Here is a 14,700-nt window from a genome sequence, read left to right as displayed (position 1 = left end):
TAGATCCGCGACCGGACGGTGTCGCTGGACGTGGCGCGCACCAGGGCCGTCTGAACAGGACCGTCGCCGAGGCGGTACTCGGCGGAGGTCAGCCAGTAAGAGCCCATCCACACGCCGGACGCACCCAGCGCGTGCGCGGCCAGCACCTGCCGCCCGCTGCCGATCCCGCCGGCGGCGAGCACCGGCACCTGGTCCCCGACCGCGTCGACGACCTCCGGGATGAGCACCATCGACGCGATCTCGCCGGTGTGGCCACCGGCCTCGTAGCCCTGCGCCACCACGATGTCCACGCCGTTCTCGACGTGCCGGCGCGCGTGTGCCGCGGTGCCGGCCAGGGCCGCGACCGGTACTCCGGCGGCGTGCGCCCGCTCGATCACGTCGGCGGGTGGCGAGCCCAACGCGTTGGCGATCAACGAGATCCGGTGTCCCAGTGCGACGTCCACATGGGACCGGGCCACGGAGTGCAGCCAGCCGAGCACCCCGGCACCGGAGTCGCCCGACAGCGGCGGCACGCCGAGCTTCAACAGTGTCCGCTCGACGAACTCCTTGTGTCCCGGGGGAACGAGCGACGACAGGTCCTTCGGCGTGCCCTCGGTCGGCATCTTCGCCGGCATGACGATGTCCACGCCGTAGGGCTTGCCGTCGGTGTTGTCGTCCATGTAGGACAGTGCGGCCTCGAGGTCGGCCGCGTCGTTGAACCGCACGCAGCCGAGGACGCCGAGGCCGCCGGCCCGGCTGATCGCCGCCGCCACGTGCTCCGACGGCGTGAAACCGAAGATCGGGTGCTCGATGCCGAAGCGCTCAGACACCGACATTAGCTGCCTGCCACACGGGTTCGTGCTCCTCTGCGTACTTCTTCGCCCAGGGGTAGTCGGCTTTTCCGCTCGGCGCGCGACCGACCTGGTCCACGACCCAGACGCTGCGGGGCGTCTTGTACCCCGCCACCCGCGCCCGCACGTGCGCGTCGAGTGCCGCGAAGTCGATCTCGCGGCCCTCCCACGGCTGCACGAGCGCCGCGACGCGCTGTCCGAGCCGCTCGTCCGGCACGCCGACCACGAGCGCGTCGTACACGTCGTCGTGGGACTTGAGCGCCGCCTCGACCTCCTCGGGGAACACCTTCTCCCCACCGGTGTTGATCGAGATGTTCCCCCGGCCCAGCAACGTGATCGTGCCGTCCTCCTCGAGCCGCGCGTAGTCGCCGGCCACGACGTACCGTTCGCCGTCGACCTCGCGGAAGATCGTGGCGGTCTTCTCCGGGTCCTTGTAGTAGCCCAGCGGCACGTGCCCGCCACGCGCGAGCCATCCGACCTCCCCCGGCGCGACCTTCTGGTTGTCGTCGCCGATCACGATGGTCCTGGGGCCGCTGTTCACCCGGGGCAGGCTGGTCTCGACCTTGGTGCCCTTGAGAATCACGCCGATGCCCTGGAACCCGGACTCCGACGAGCCGATGGCATCGGTGATCACCGCGTTCGGCAGCACCTCCAGGAACTGCTCCTTCACCGACGGCGAGAACAACGCGGCATGACTGGAGAACGCGACGATCGACGAGGTGTCGTAGTCGCCCTCGCGCAGTGCCTCGAGCAGCGGCCGCGCCATCGCGTCGCCGACGACCGTCATGACCGCGACCTTGTGCCGCTCGACGGTCTGCCACACCTCGTGGGGGTCGAAACGCGGCAGCAGGACCACCTTCTCGCCGCAGAACAGCGAGGGCAACGTCGCCCACTGCGCGGCCCCGTGGATCAGCGGCGCGCACGGCAGCCGGGTCAGGCCGGTGGACTCGCGGCCCTTCTGGACCTGCGCCCACTCGTCCGCCAGGTACTGACCGGTGTAGAAGTCGATGCCGCCGCCGAGCGTGCGCCACACGTCCTCGTGCCGCCACATGACGCCCTTGGGGAACCCGGTGGTGCCGCCGGTGAACAGGATGTAGAGGTCGTCGGCGCTGCGTTCCTCGAAGTCACGCCCGGTCGACTGGGACGCCAGCGCCGACTCGTACTCGACGCTGTCCGACGGGAGGTCGGTCCCGTCCTCGATGACCAGCGTGTGGCGCAGTCGCGGGGTGTCCGGCAGCACCGCGGCCACCTTGTCGGAGTACCGCCGTTCGTGCACGAGCGCGACCAGGTCGGCGTTGTCGAAAAGGTATCGCAACTCGTTCTCGACGTACCGGTAGTTCACGTTGACGGGTGTCGCACGCAGCTTGTACGCGGCGAGCAGCGTCTCGACCGTCTCGAGGTTGTTGCGGCTGTAGAACCCGACGTGGTCACCCTTGCCGACACCGTGTTCGGCCAGGTGGTGGGCTAGTTGGTTGGCACGCTCCTCCAGTTCGGCGAAGGTCGCCGCGCGGTCGCCGCACGCGATCGCGTCTCGTTCCGGAAAGGCGTCGACGGCATGCTCGAAGAGGTCCGCGATGTTGAGGGCCACGTGACCAAACTAGAACGTGTTATCGTTTACCGCAATCCTTCTCGTGGAGGTGTCTTCCGATGGCCGACTGCCTTGTCGAGCGGGACGAGCACGTCCTGGTCGTGACGATGAACCGCCCGGAGGCACGCAACGCGCTGTCCGGCGAGATGCTCAAGATCATGCTGGAGGCGTGGGACCGGGTCGACGAGGACCCGACCATCCGCTGCTGCGTACTGACGGGCGCGGGCGGCGCGTTCTGCGCGGGCGCGGACCTGAAGGCCATGACGACCAGCCACCCGGGCGACACGTCCTTCGACGCGGCGAGGATCGAGCCACTGCTGAAGGGCCGCCGCCTGACCAAGCCGCTGATCGCGGCCGTGGAGGGCCCGGCCATAGCCGGCGGCACGGAGATCCTCCAGGCGACGGACATCCGCGTGGCGGGCGAAAGCGCCCGCTTCGGCGTCTCCGAGGCTCGGTGGGGCCTGTACCCCCTGGGCGGCTCGGCGGTCCGGCTACCGAGGCAGATCCCGTACACCCTGGCAGCGGACATCCTGCTCACGGGCAGGCACCTACGCGCACCCGAAGCGCTGCGGATGGGCCTGATCGGTCACGTGGTCCCGGACGGCGAGGCACTGCCGAAGGCACTCGAACTGGCCCACACCATCGCGGCGAACGGCCCGCTGGCCGTACAGGCGATGCTCCGCACGATCCGCGAGACGGAGGGAATGCCGGAGAACGAGGCCTTCGAGATCGACGCGCGGAACGGCATGTCGGTGTTCCGCAGCGCGGACGCCAAGGAGGGCCCGAAGGCCTTCGCGGAGAAGCGCCCGCCCGACTTCCAGGGCCGGTGAGGTCGAACTGACCGTGACCGGCATGCTCCGGCGCTGAGCCGGGCCAGCTCGGGCACCGAAAGGTCAGCGTTCCGCGCCGCTGGTGTGGATCCGCATGGCGCCGAGGAGCCGGAATCGCTCGATCTTCCCCGGGTCGATGGGAACGGCTCCCCTACGGCACGACCTTCAGCGAGCCTTTTGTGCCCCGCGTCCGGGTGGTTGCCAGACTGGCTCGATGCCGGTACCCCTCTGGCGAAACCGCGATTTCCTCCTCCTGTGGACGGGCCAGGTCGTATCGACGCTCGGCACCCGGATCAGCGGCCTGGCGTACCCGCTGCTCGTGCTGGCCGTCACCGGCTCGCCGGCGCGGGCCGGCCTGGTGGCGTCCGCGCAGGCGGCGCCGTTCCTGATCTGGTTCCTGCCGGCGGGTGCCCTGGTCGACCGCTGGTCCCGCAAGAGGGTCATGCTCGCCGCCGACGCCGGTCGGGCCGTGGCCCTGGCATCCGTCGCGGTGGCCCTCGTGCTCGGGCGGATCACGATCGGTCACCTCGTGGTCGTGGCTTTCGTCGAGGGGACGCTGTTCGTGTTCTTCCTGCTCGCCGAGACCGCCGCCCTACCGCACGTGGTGCCACAACCCCAGCTGCCCACGGCGATCGCCCAGAACCAGGCCCGCGACCAGGGCGCCGATCTGGCCGGCCAGCCCCTGGGCGGCTTCCTCTTCGGACTGGGCCACGCGGTGCCGTTCGCCGTCGACGCGGTGTCGTACGTGGTGGGCTTCGCCCTGGTCGCCCCGATCCGGCGGCCCCTGGAGGAGGAGCGGGCGCCGCAGCGTCGCCACCTGCTGGCGGAGATCTCCGAGGGCGTCCGCTGGCTGTGGCGCCAGCACCTCCTCCGCGCCCTCGTGGCGATCGCGTCGGCCGGCAACCTGGCCTTCAGCGCACTCGGCCTGACCATCATCGTGCGCGCCACCGACCTCGGCGCGTCCTCGACCGCTGTCGGTGTTCTCCTCGGCCTGTTCGGCGTGGGCGCGATCGCCGGCGCCCTGGTGGCCCCGTCGGTGCAGCGCCTCGTCGCCCCGAACGTGGTCATGCTCGGCGCCCTGTGGTGGTGGGTCGTGCAAATGGTGGCGTTGGCCCTCGCCCCGACCGTGTTCGTGCTGGGCGCGGTCTACACGGTCGGCGCCCTGATGGGCCCGATCTTCAACACCACCAACACCGCCTACCGCTACGCCCTGACCCCCGACCGCCTCCAGGGCCGCGTCGGCGGCTTCTCCCGGATGATCGGCTGGGGCACCCGCCCCGTGGGCGCCCTCCTCGGCGGCATATCCCTGGAAACCCTGGGCGCGGTGCCGACCTTCGCGGCCCTGGCGACGCTGCTGGCAATCGTCGCGACGGCATCGACGGCGAGCCGGCAGATCAGGCGAGCCCCTCGGCCGGAAACGCTCACCGAACAACCCTGAGGCCGTGGGCCATCTCAACTCGGTGCTGTGTGTCCGCTACGGGTCGGGTTGCCCGCTTGATCGACTTGCGGCGGGAAAGGGCACATCGCCACCGACATCTTGGGCTCGCTACTCGTCGCGAGTTCCTGACCGCGGCCTCGACTGACGATTCCCCTTGGTGGGCAACAGATCCGGAGCACCTCGCCGCGGCAGAGCCGACAGCTGATCAGATCGCGCGTTCGCGGCCGGCCCAGTAGGGGTCGCGGAGCTTTCGCTTGTACAGCTTGCCGTTCGGGTCGCGTGGCAGCTCGTCGACGTAGTCGATCGACTTGGGTAGCTTGAACTTCGCCAGCCGCTCGCTCGCGAACGCGAGCAGTTCGGCGGTCAGTTCGTCGCCCGGCGAAGCCCCGTCGGCCGGTCGCACGACCGCCTTGATCTCCTCGCCCCAGTCGGGGTTCGGCACCCCGAACACCGCGACGTCGGCGACCTTCGGGTGCACCACCAACACGTTCTCGATCTCCGCGGGATAGATGTTCACCCCGCCGGAGATGATCATGTCGGCCTTGCGGTCGCACAGGAAGAGGTAGCCGTCCTCGTCGAGGAAACCGATGTCCCCCAGGGTGAACAGATCGCCAACCCGTGCGGCCCTGGTCTTCGTCGCGTCCTTGTGGTACTCGAACGACGACGTTCCCATCCGCATGTACACGAGGCCCGTCGTGCCCGGCGGGACCTCCTCGCCGTTCTCGTCCAGCACCTTCACCACGGAGTTCGGCCACGCGCGTCCCACCGAACCGGGCTTGCGCAGCCATTCGTCCGCCATGATCGTCGTACCGCCGCCCTCGGTCGCCGCGTAGTACTCGACGACCACCGGCCCCCACCAGTCGAGCATCTGCCGCTTGACCTCGTCCGGGCACGGCGCGGCCCCGTGGATCATGCACCGCAGCGAGGAGACGTCGTACTTCTCCCGAACCTCGACGGGGAGCTCGAGCAACCGGTGGAACTGCGTGGGCACCATGTGGCTGTGCGTCACCCGGTGTTTCTCGATGAGCCGCAGCATCTCCTCCGGCTTCCACCGATCCATCAACACGGTCTTGTGCCCCAGCTGGATCGAGTTGGCGACGAAGTTCAGCACAGCCGTGTGGTACAGCGGCGAACCGCAGATGTGCACGTGATCGTCGAACGGTACCAGCCCGAAGATGCCGAAGAACCAGCTGGCCTGCGCCGGCACCTCATCCGGATCCTGCCCGGTCAGCGGGCGCCGCACACCCTTGGGTCGCCCGGTGGTCCCGGACGTGTACAGCATCGGCGACCCCGCGGTCCGCACGTCCGGCCGCCCGCTCTCGCCCCTGCCCAGCTCGGAGAGCGGCGTGAACCCCGGCACGTCCCCGACCGCGAAGCCCCGGACTCCCGTGCGCGCCAACGCGTCCGCGGCGGTCTCGCCGAACCGCTCGTGCGCGATGAACGCCTTGGCGCCGCTGTCCTCGATGAGGTACGCGACCTCCGCGCCGACCAGGTGCCAGTTGGCCATCACCACGTACAGCCCGGTCTGGAACGCGCCGAAGTAGACGGAGACGAGGTCGATCCCGTTGGGCAGCAACAACACCACGGCATCGCCGGGCTCGAGCCCCATGGCCTGGAAGCCGCGGCCGTAGCGGTCGGCCGCGGCGGCCAGCTCGGCATAGGTCACCTGCCGGCCGTCGGGGTCGACCACGGCGGTCAGGTCAGGCTGCTCACGGGCGATGTTCCAGAGTCCGATGGAGGCCACGGACTCAATCTAGAACGTGTTTCAGTTGTCGGCAAGGACCGCGGCGACGGCCCGCACCTCCTCGACGGTCCGCGGGCTGACCATCAGCATGGTCACACCCCGGTCCGCCCACTGCTTGACCTGCGCCCGCACCTGCTCCGGACTGCCGATGATCGCGACGTCGGAGACCAGCTCGTCCGGCACGGCGGCGGCTGCCTCGGCCTTGCGCCCGGCGCGGAAGAGCGCGGTGACCTCGTCAACGACGTCGGCGTACCCCATGCGGCGGAACAGGTCCGCGTGGAAGTTCTTCTGCTCGGCCCCCATCCCGCCCGCGTAGAGCGCGATGATCGGCCGGTGCTTGTCGAACTCGGCGGCCCGGTCGTCGGTGACCGTGACGGTGACGCTGGCGGCGACCTCGAAGTCGGCCCGCGACCGCCGCGCCCCCGGTTTGGCGAAACCGTCGTCGAGCCAGGAGTTGTACTGCTCGGCGAGCTTGTCGGAGTAGTAGACCGCGAGCCACCCGTCGGCGATCTCCGCGGCGAGGGCGACGTTCTTGGGCCCCTCGGCGCCGAGCCAGATCGGCAGGTCCTTCCGCAGCGGGTGGGTGATCGGCTTGAGCGGCTTCCCGAGGCCGTCCGCGCCCGGCCCGGTGTAGGGCAGCGGGTAGTGCGGCCCGGCGTTGGCGACGGGCGCCTCACGGGCGAGCACCTGCCGGACGATGCCGACATACTCGCGCGTCCGGGCGAGCGGCCGGCCGAACGGCGCGCCGTACCACCCCTCGACGACCTGCGGCCCGGACACCCCGAGCCCGAGGATCGCCCGCCCACCGGACAGGTGGTCGAGGGTGAGCGCGGCCATCGCCGCGGCGGTCGGCGTCCTGGCGGACAACTGCGCGACGGCCGTCCCGAGCCGCACGTTCCGCGTCGCCGACCCCCACCACGCCAACGGCGTGAACACGTCCGACCCCCACGACTCGGCCGTGAACACGGCGTCGTACCCAACCTCGTCCGCGGCCACGACGATCTCGGCCGCGTTGGGCGGCATGGCGGCACCCCAGTACCCGAGCTGCAGTCCAAGCTTCATGCCCGCATCGTAGAACGGGTTCCACACCCGAACAGATCACCCGTTCGATACAAGGTCGATTTCGCGCAGGTCAAGTACGGTGTGGACATGTATCCTGCACGTATGACAATCGACGCCGTCGAGCCGCCCCGGCCGAGGAACTTCAAGGATGCCTCACCCAAGGAGGTCAGGGCGGCGCTGGTTCCGGAAGAGCAGCCGGACTTCGACAGGCAGTGGCGGAAGGCCCTGACAGAGGCCGCTGAATCGCAGGACCTGACGGGCGTGTTTCGCGTCCTCGACAGCTGGCGACGACGCGCGACGACGACGAACTATCTCGGCCACGACGGCTACCGCGAGTTGCTGGCCCGCGCAGAGCGCATCCTCAGTACGGGCGAGCCGGAACTCGGCTCGGTGCCATGGAACGAACTGAAGGGTGAACTCGGGCTCCAAGCAGTGACCTACCTGATCGAGGTCTCTCCCGAAGCCAGGGAGCAGATCCGGCGCTACCCCCTGCACTTCCCAAGCAGCTTGCCGAGGTCATGGCAATGCTCGAACTCACCCCATGGCACAGCGCGCCGATCAATGAGAACAATCCCGACGGCGCCGTCCGCCAGCTCACGTTCGGCGACTCCGGACAAGCCCTGCTCACAATCCTGATCTTGGAGGAGCAACAGCGCGTGGACGTGCTGGAGGTGATGTGGGTCGACTGAGCAGGGGCACTTGCCGAGCAAAGTAGAACGTGTTTCACTCTGGATGTGACCCAGGCACCGCTGTCCGCGCCGCTGGATATCGCGTTCGACTACACCCGGTCGCTTGGGCCGACGTTGAGTCGGTTCGTCACCGGGCTTGCTCAGCGGCGGATTCTCGGGGTGCGTGGCAGCGACGGCCGCGTGCACGTGCCCCCTCCCGAGTACGACCCCGTCACCAGTGCGCCGCTCACCGACATGGTCGAGGTCGCGCACACCGGCACCGTCACCACGTGGTGCTGGCAGCCGAACCCCCTTGCCGGGCAACCACTCGAGCGTCCCTTCGCGTGGGCGTTCGTCCTGCTCGACGGGGCCGACACGCCCATGCTCCACGCGGTCGACGCGAGTGACGTGCACACCGGCATGCGGGTCCGGGCGCGCTGGGCCGACACCGCCGGGAACGGGATCCGGGACATCGAGTGCTTCGCCCCGGACGCGCCCGAGGTCGAGCCGCGGCCGGCCGAGGACATCAGCATGATCACCACGCCGGTGCGCCTGCACTACATGCATTCGGCGTCCCCCGAGGAGAGTCTCTACCTCCGCGCACTGGCGGAAGGCAGGCTGCTCGGCCAGCGCTGCCCGGCCTGCGACAAGGTCTACATCCCGCCGCGGGGCGCCTGCCCCACCGACGGCGTGCCGACCGAGGAGGAGATCGAACTTCCGGACCGGGGCATCGTCACCACGTTCTGCATCGTCAACGTGCCCTTCCTCGGGCAGCGGATCAAACCTCCTTACGTGGCCGCCTACATCCTCCTCGACGGCGCCGACATCGCCTTCCTCCACCTGGTGCTCGGCTGCGCCGCCGAGGAGGTGCGCATGGGCATGCGCGTCGAGGCCGTCTGGAAACCACGCGACCAGTGGGGCACCACGCTCGAGAACATCGACCACTTCCAGCCCACCGGCGAACCGGACGCGCCGTACGACAGCTACGCGGGGCACCTATGAGCACCGACGTCTCGATCGTCTCCTTCGCGCAGGCACCCAACGTGCGCGAGACCCACGGCACCACCAACGGCGTCGAGATGCTCGTGCCCATCCTGCGCGAAGCACTCGGCCGGACCGGACTGTCCAAGAAGGACATCGGGTTCTGGTGCTCGGGCTCGTCCGACTACCTGGCGGGTCGCGCGTTCTCGTTCATCGCAGCCGTCGACGCCATCGGGGCGTTCCCGCCGATCCACGAGTCACACGTGGAGGCCGACGCCGCCTGGGCGTTCTACGAGGCCTGGGTGAAGATCCGGACCGGCGAGGTCGACACCGCGCTCGTCTACGGGTTCGGCAAGTCCTCGGCCGGGCAGCTGCGCCGGGTGCTCGCACTCCAGCTCGACCCCTACACCGTTGGTCCACTGTGGCCGGACGCGATCAGCATCGCCGGGCTGCAGGCCAGACTCGGGCTCGAAGCCGGGCTCTGGACCGAACGGGACATGGCCAACGTCGCCGTGCGCAGCCGGGCCGCCAACCCCAACGCCCAGATCCACGAGCAGGTCACCACGGACGACCTGCTCCAACGCCCCTACGTCGCCGATCCCCTGCGCAAGCACGACTGCGCACCGGTCACGGACGGGGCCGCCGTCGTGGTGCTCGCGAGGACCGAACGGGCGAAGGACCTCTGCGAGCGGCCGGCCCGCGTCGCGAGCATCCAGCACCGCGTCGAGTCGGCGCAGCTCGGGGCGCGGGACCTCACGAGCTCACCCTCCACAGTGGCCGCGGCGAAGGCCGCCGATGTCGACGGCGTCACGCTCGCCGAGCTACACGCACCCTTCACGCACCAGGAAATCCTGCTGCGGCAGGCACTCGGGCTCGGCGACGAGGTGGTCATCAACCCGTCCGGCGGCCCGCTCGCCGGCAACCCCATGTTCGCGGCCGGCCTCGCCCGCATCGGTGAGGCCGCCACCAGACTCGAGTCCGGCGGGCGTGCCATCGCGCACGCCACCGCCGGGCCGGCACTCCAGCAGAACCTCGTGTGCGTACTGGAGGCAGACTGATGGCCACAGCGCCGATTGTTCGCTCCGCAAGCTCCGGGAAGAAACGCGCCGCGGTCCTCGGCGTCGGCCAGACCCACCACCGCAGCAAGCGGCTCGACGTGACCATCGGTGGGCTGTGCCGAGAGGCGATCGACCGTGCGCTCGCGGACGCCGAGCTCACGTTCGACGACATCGACGCGGTCGTGCTCGGCAAGGCGCCGGATCTCTTCGAGGGCGTCATGATGCCCGAGCTGATGCTCGCGGATGCCATCGGCGCCACGGGGAAACCGCTGTTGCGCGTGCACACCGCGGGTTCGGTCGGCGGTTCGACGGCCAACGTCGCGGCGAGCCTCGTCCACGGCGGCGAGCACTCCCGGGTGCTGGCCGTGGCGTTCGAGAAGCAGTCCGAGTCCAACGCGATGTGGGCGCTGTCGATCGGCATTCCCTTCCACATGCCGGTGGGCGCCGGTGCTGGCGGGTACTTCGCGCCGCACGTCCGGTCCTACATCCGCCGCTCCGGCGCGCCGTCCCACATCGGCGCGCTCGTCGCGGTCAAGGATCGGCGCAACGGGGCCAAGAACGAGTACGCGCACCTCAAACAGGCGGACATCACGCTGGAGTCCGTGCAGGCGTCGGCCATGCTGTGGGACCCGATCCGCTACGACGAGACGTGCCCGTCCTCCGACGGCGCGTGCGCGGTCGTGCTCGGTGACGAGAACGCCGCGCGCGGGAAGACCGCGGCCTGGATCCACGCGACCGCCATGCGCACCGAGCCGACGACGTTCGCCGGGCGGGACCAGGTCAACCCGCAGGCCGGCAAGGACGCGGCCGCCGCGCTGTGGCGGGAAGCGGGCATCACCGACCCGCTGTCGCAAGTGGACACCGCGGAACTGTACGTGCCGTTCTCGTGGTTCGAGCCGATGTGGCTGGAGAACCTCGGCTTCACCGAGGAGGGCCAGGGCTGGAAGCTCACGGAGGCAGGCGAGACCGAGCTGGGTGGTCGGCTGCCCATCAACCCGTCCGGCGGCGTGCTGTCGTCCAACCCCATCGGCGCGTCGGGGATGCTGCGGTTCGGCGAGGCGGCGATGCAGGTCATGGGACGCGCGGGTGAGCACCAGGTCGACGGCGCACGCATCGCGGTCGGGCACGCGTACGGCGGCGGTTCACAGTACTTCTCGATGTGGGTGGTCGGAGCGGAGAAGCCATGAGCGGAGCGGGTCAACAGGCACTGCGGTTCACCGTCGGGGTCGCACTGAGCCCACTCGACCAGCTCGGCGAGCTGGCGAGGACGGCCGAGGAGTGCGGGTACTCGTCGATCGCGTTGCCGGACTCCCTCTTCTACTCAGAAGAGGTGTCCGCGAAGTATCCGTACACACAGGACGGTGACCGCTTCTGGGACGAGACCACACCCTGGGTCGACCCGTTCGTGGCCGCCGCGTCGATGGGCGCGGTGACGTCCCGGATCCGCTTCTACACGCAGGTTCTGAAGCTGAACCCGCGCAATCCCGTGTTGCTGGCCAGGCAGGTCGGCTCGACCGCGGTGCTGACCGGCAACCGGTTCGGCCTCGGCGTGGGACTGGGGTGGTCGCCGGAGGAGACCCGCTGGTGCGGCGGCGAGTTCGACCACCGGGGCGCCCGCGCGGACGAGGCGATCGACATCCTGAAGCTCATCCTCGGCGGCGGGATGGTCGAGTACCACGGGAAGTACTACGACTTCGACAAGCTGCGGATGAGCCCGGAACCGAGCGAACCGGTGCCGTTCTACGTCGGCGGCCACACCGAGGCGGCACTGCGCCGCGCGGCGCGGGTCGGCGACGGCTGGACCTCCGCGATGATCAAGTTCGACGAGCTGCGCGACGTCATCGACCAGCTCCGCAAGCTGCGCGCCGAGTACGACCGGTCGGGCCCGTTCGAGATCCAGGCGGTGTGCGTGGACCGGTTCGGCCTGGACGGCTACCGGCAGCAGGCCGAGGTCGGTGTGACGGACGCGATCGTGGTGCCGTGGATGTTCTACGGCGTCGGCTTCGACGCGCCGGTGCAGGCGAAGAAGGACGGCATGAAGCGGTTCGCTGACGAGATCATGGGGAAGCTATGACCGCGATCACGTGGAGTGGTCCCGAGACCACGCACCCGGCACGCACGGCGTCACGCCGTTCGATGGACGCGGTGAGCCGCGGCGCCAAGGATGAGTGGCTGGCGTTGTTCGCCGAGGACGCGGTCGTCGAGGACCCGGTCGGCAAGTCCATGTTCGACCCGACCGGCGACGGCCACCGCGGCCGCGCCGCGATCGCCGCGTTCTGGGACCTGGCGATCGCGAACGCGGAGCGGTTCGAGTTCGCCATCCGCGACTCCTTCGCCGCGGGCCACGAGGTCGCGAACATCGGGACCATCTCGGCGTTCCTGCCCGGTGGGTCCGTTGTGGACACCGAGGGCGTGTTCGTGTACCGGGTGAACGAGGACGGGTTGATCGTGTCGCTGCGGGCGTTCTGGGAGACCGAGCGCGCGCTGGCTACCCTTCGGCGGGTTTGAGCTCGACCCCGTGCTCGGCACACTCCTTCACGACGTCGTCCTGCGCGTAGTCGGTGCGGGCGAGGAAGTCCGCGAGTGTCGCGTCCTCGCTGAACACCGTGAGCGCGAAGCGGGCGGAGTCGAGAGCCCTGCCGAGCTCCTCGTCGGGTGCGCGCAGCCGGGACAGGTCGGCCATGGTCTCGTCGGCGATGGCGGCGAACTCGGCGGGCGCGGCCGCGTAGTTGGCGGCGGCGGTGTAGAGCTTGCCGACCGCCTTGCCGTAGTCGTCGCAGAAGTGGGTCGCCGGGTTGGGTCCCCCGCACGCCGTCAGCGCGCCGGCGAGGACGACGGCGACGACGGTGGGAAAACGGCGAACCACGACCTCAGGGTGCCCCCCGGGCCTGGTGTCCACCCGCCTCGCGCGGACGGCAGAAGGTGCGGCAGCGGCTGCCTCTTCGGGCAGGCGGCTAACGGGCGACGCCGACCGCCTGGTTGACCGCGCGGTCGTCGGTGAGCAGCTTGAGCATGGCGTCGGCGACCTCGGCGCGGGAGGCGAACATCCCGCCCGGCACGTTGCCCCCGATCACGGTCCGGTAGTCGCGGATCGCCTTGTCGGTGAGCTTCGGCGGGCGGACGACCGTCCACCTGAGACCGCTGGCCGCGATGTCCTCCTCCATGACGGCGAGGTCACCGTAGATGCCGGCGAAGAACCGGCGGGTCATCGTGTAGACGACGCGCTTGTTGAGGAAGCTGTCGTCCTCGGGGACGGGACCGACCGGCGCGGCGCTGACCGCGACGAACCGCTCGATGCCGGCACCCTTCAGCGCGGTGAGGATGTGCCGGGTGGGGACGGACGCGGCCGTGACGTCCTTGCTCGTGCTCGGCCCGACGCCGGAGAGCGCCGCGTCGCTACCGGAGACGGCGGCCTGGACACGTCCGGTGTCGGCCAGGTCGGGAACCGTGACCAGGTGTAAGGCTTCGTGGTTCGGCAGCGTGAACTTGGCCGGGTTGCGCACCACGGCCGTCACCGTGTGTCCCTGCTCGAGTGCGAGTTTGACCAACTGGGTGCCGACCCCACCGGTTGCTCCGAAGACGGCGAGCTTCACGTGACCTCCCGGGTTATATTCTTCTACGGACCACATACGATACGGAATTCGTACTATATGACGAACGTAGCACATGGACGAGCGCGGCGGCGGCTCGTCAACACGGTCAAGGACGCGTTGCGCGGGTTGCGGACGGAGTTGACGCTGCTCAACCGCCGGATCGGCGGCCGGCTGGAACTACGCGACGGCGACCTCGACCTGATGGAGCTGATCGCGCGGCAGGGCCCCCTGGGCCCGTCGGCACTGGCCCGCGAGGCCGGCCTACACCCCGCGACGATGACGGGCGTGCTGGACCGCCTCGAGAAGGGCGGCTGGCTGACCCGCGAACGCGCCCCGGAGGACCGACGCAGCGTCGTACTACAGATGCGACGCGAACGGATCGCCGAGGTCTTCGCCCTGTACAGCGGCATGAACCAGGCCCTGGACGACCTGTGCGCCGACTACACGGAAGAGGAACTGACGGTGATCGCTGACTTCCTCACCCGCGCGGCACGAGCAGGCCGAACGGAGACAACGAACCTCGACCACACGTGACCCGGGCGACAGGTGACGCCGCTGGCCTCCGGCCCCCGAATCCACCATACGGCGAGGCACCGACAACCTGGCGGCGCTGACGCCGAGCTGTCCACAGGCGCCTCCGCGACCGTGGAAACTGTCGGTGGCCACCAGTAGGCTGGATTTCGGGGGGCCGGAGGCCAGCCGCATCCTCGATCAGGCGACAACCGAGCGAACGGTCCGTCTGTGCCCGCCGACCATCCAGAAAAGTCGGTGGCCGGCGCTAGGCTGGATTCCGGGGGGCCGGAGGCCGCCCGGACTCTCGTTCGGGTGCTGCGTGGGCGAACGGTCCGTTGACGCGGGTCGACCGGCTCGAACTATCGGTACTCGCGCCTAGGCTCGATTCGGGGGCC

The 14,700-nt window shown here is 69.6% G+C and carries 15 protein-coding genes; 9 read left to right on the top strand and 6 right to left on the bottom strand.

The window, feature by feature from the left end; genetic code table 11:
• On the bottom strand, nt 1-815 hold an 815-nt coding region (locus ACJ73U_RS17270), incomplete at its 3' end, for a nitronate monooxygenase (RefSeq protein WP_407778658.1).
• Nucleotides 802-2,418 carry an acyl-CoA synthetase gene (locus ACJ73U_RS17265; protein WP_407778657.1) on the bottom strand — a complete coding sequence of 539 codons (1,617 nt, stop codon included), beginning with the start codon at nt 2,416-2,418 and terminating at the stop codon, nt 802-804. The genes ACJ73U_RS17265 and ACJ73U_RS17270, both read right to left, overlap by 14 nt.
• Before the next feature lie 59 nt (nt 2,419-2,477).
• Here ACJ73U_RS17265 and ACJ73U_RS17260 point away from each other — a divergent pair, with 59 nt between their 5' ends.
• Both ACJ73U_RS17260 and ACJ73U_RS17255 read left to right on the top strand, forming a co-directional pair.
• Nucleotides 2,478-3,248, top strand: coding sequence for a crotonase/enoyl-CoA hydratase family protein (locus ACJ73U_RS17260; protein ID WP_407778656.1), 771 nt, complete (start codon nt 2,478-2,480; stop codon nt 3,246-3,248).
• A gap of 214 nt (nt 3,249-3,462) precedes the next feature.
• Nucleotides 3,463-4,686 carry an MFS transporter gene (locus ACJ73U_RS17255; protein WP_407778655.1) on the top strand — a complete coding sequence of 408 codons (1,224 nt, stop codon included), beginning with the start codon at nt 3,463-3,465 and terminating at the stop codon, nt 4,684-4,686.
• Between the two features lie 205 nt (nt 4,687-4,891).
• Here the strand turns inward: ACJ73U_RS17255 and ACJ73U_RS17250 are convergent, their stop codons facing one another.
• Entirely contained in the window at nt 4,892-6,430 is a 1,539-nt protein-coding gene (locus ACJ73U_RS17250; RefSeq protein WP_407778654.1) for an acyl-CoA synthetase, read from the bottom strand.
• Between the two features lie 21 nt (nt 6,431-6,451).
• Nucleotides 6,452-7,492, bottom strand: coding sequence for an LLM class F420-dependent oxidoreductase (locus ACJ73U_RS17245; RefSeq protein WP_407778653.1), 1,041 nt, complete (start codon nt 7,490-7,492; stop codon nt 6,452-6,454).
• A 102-nt stretch (nt 7,493-7,594) separates the two neighbouring features.
• On the opposite strand from ACJ73U_RS17245, the gene ACJ73U_RS17240 reads away from it, so the two are divergent.
• The 6 genes from ACJ73U_RS17240 to ACJ73U_RS17215 all read left to right on the top strand — a co-directional run bounded on the left by ACJ73U_RS17240 (nt 7,595) and on the right by ACJ73U_RS17215 (nt 12,707).
• Complete coding sequence (locus tag ACJ73U_RS17240; RefSeq protein ID WP_407778652.1) at nt 7,595-8,128, top strand: DUF6247 family protein; 534 nt, start codon at nt 7,595-7,597, stop codon at nt 8,126-8,128.
• A gap of 98 nt (nt 8,129-8,226) precedes the next feature.
• Nucleotides 8,227-9,162, top strand: coding sequence for a Zn-ribbon domain-containing OB-fold protein (locus tag ACJ73U_RS17235; protein WP_407778651.1), 936 nt, complete (start codon nt 8,227-8,229; stop codon nt 9,160-9,162).
• Nucleotides 9,159-10,199 (top strand): thiolase domain-containing protein, encoded by a 1,041-nt coding sequence (locus ACJ73U_RS17230; protein WP_407778650.1) that lies wholly within the window; start codon nt 9,159-9,161, stop codon nt 10,197-10,199. Before ACJ73U_RS17235 ends, ACJ73U_RS17230 begins: the two co-directional genes overlap by 4 nt.
• Nucleotides 10,199-11,386 carry a thiolase domain-containing protein gene (locus ACJ73U_RS17225; RefSeq protein WP_407778649.1) on the top strand — a complete coding sequence of 396 codons (1,188 nt, stop codon included), beginning with the start codon at nt 10,199-10,201 and terminating at the stop codon, nt 11,384-11,386. Before ACJ73U_RS17230 ends, ACJ73U_RS17225 begins: the two co-directional genes overlap by 1 nt.
• A gap of 20 nt (nt 11,387-11,406) precedes the next feature.
• Nucleotides 11,407-12,273, top strand: a complete 867-nt coding sequence (locus ACJ73U_RS17220; protein WP_407778659.1) for a TIGR03619 family F420-dependent LLM class oxidoreductase — start codon at nt 11,407-11,409, stop codon at nt 12,271-12,273.
• Nucleotides 12,270-12,707, top strand: a complete 438-nt coding sequence (locus ACJ73U_RS17215) for a nuclear transport factor 2 family protein (protein WP_407778648.1) — start codon at nt 12,270-12,272, stop codon at nt 12,705-12,707. Before ACJ73U_RS17220 ends, ACJ73U_RS17215 begins: the two co-directional genes overlap by 4 nt.
• Here ACJ73U_RS17215 and ACJ73U_RS17210 read toward each other — a convergent pair.
• Both ACJ73U_RS17210 and ACJ73U_RS17205 read right to left on the bottom strand, forming a co-directional pair.
• Entirely contained in the window at nt 12,688-13,065 is a 378-nt protein-coding gene (locus ACJ73U_RS17210; protein ID WP_407778647.1) for a hypothetical protein, read from the bottom strand. The two genes, ACJ73U_RS17215 and ACJ73U_RS17210, sit on opposite strands and share 20 nt — an antisense overlap.
• Nucleotides 13,066-13,153: 88 nt before the next feature.
• Nucleotides 13,154-13,792 carry an NAD(P)-dependent oxidoreductase gene (locus ACJ73U_RS17205; RefSeq protein WP_407778646.1) on the bottom strand — a complete coding sequence of 213 codons (639 nt, stop codon included), beginning with the start codon at nt 13,790-13,792 and terminating at the stop codon, nt 13,154-13,156.
• 57 nt (nt 13,793-13,849) lie between these two features.
• Between ACJ73U_RS17205 and ACJ73U_RS17200 the strand changes: the two genes are divergently transcribed.
• On the top strand, nt 13,850-14,326 hold the full coding sequence (locus tag ACJ73U_RS17200; RefSeq protein ID WP_407778645.1) for a MarR family transcriptional regulator: 477 nt from the start codon (nt 13,850-13,852) through the stop codon (nt 14,324-14,326).
• Nucleotides 14,327-14,700: the final 374 nt, after the last annotated feature.

This window comes from Actinophytocola sp. (genome assembly GCF_045807065.1).
In the GTDB taxonomy this organism is placed as follows: domain Bacteria; phylum Actinomycetota; class Actinomycetes; order Mycobacteriales; family Pseudonocardiaceae; genus Actinophytocola.
The sequence above is the reverse complement of the archived record's forward strand: the minus strand, read 5'-3'. Positions and strand labels throughout refer to the sequence as shown.

Bases quoted from the DNA above. Each gene is read 5' to 3' on its own strand.
- ACJ73U_RS17260 (WP_407778656.1), top strand. From the start codon at position 2,478: ATGGCCGACTGCCTTGTCGAGCGGGACGAGCACGTCCTGGTCGTGACG.
- ACJ73U_RS17255 (WP_407778655.1), top strand. From the start codon at position 3,463: ATGCCGGTACCCCTCTGGCGAAACCGCGATTTCCTCCTCCTGTGGACG.
- ACJ73U_RS17245 (WP_407778653.1), bottom strand. From the start codon at position 7,492: ATGAAGCTTGGACTGCAGCTCGGGTACTGGGGTGCCGCCATGCCGCCC.
- ACJ73U_RS17240 (WP_407778652.1), top strand. From the start codon at position 7,595: ATGACAATCGACGCCGTCGAGCCGCCCCGGCCGAGGAACTTCAAGGAT.
- ACJ73U_RS17230 (WP_407778650.1), top strand. From the start codon at position 9,159: ATGAGCACCGACGTCTCGATCGTCTCCTTCGCGCAGGCACCCAACGTG.
- ACJ73U_RS17225 (WP_407778649.1), top strand. From the start codon at position 10,199: ATGGCCACAGCGCCGATTGTTCGCTCCGCAAGCTCCGGGAAGAAACGC.
- ACJ73U_RS17215 (WP_407778648.1), top strand. From the start codon at position 12,270: ATGACCGCGATCACGTGGAGTGGTCCCGAGACCACGCACCCGGCACGC.
- ACJ73U_RS17200 (WP_407778645.1), top strand. From the start codon at position 13,850: ATGACGAACGTAGCACATGGACGAGCGCGGCGGCGGCTCGTCAACACG.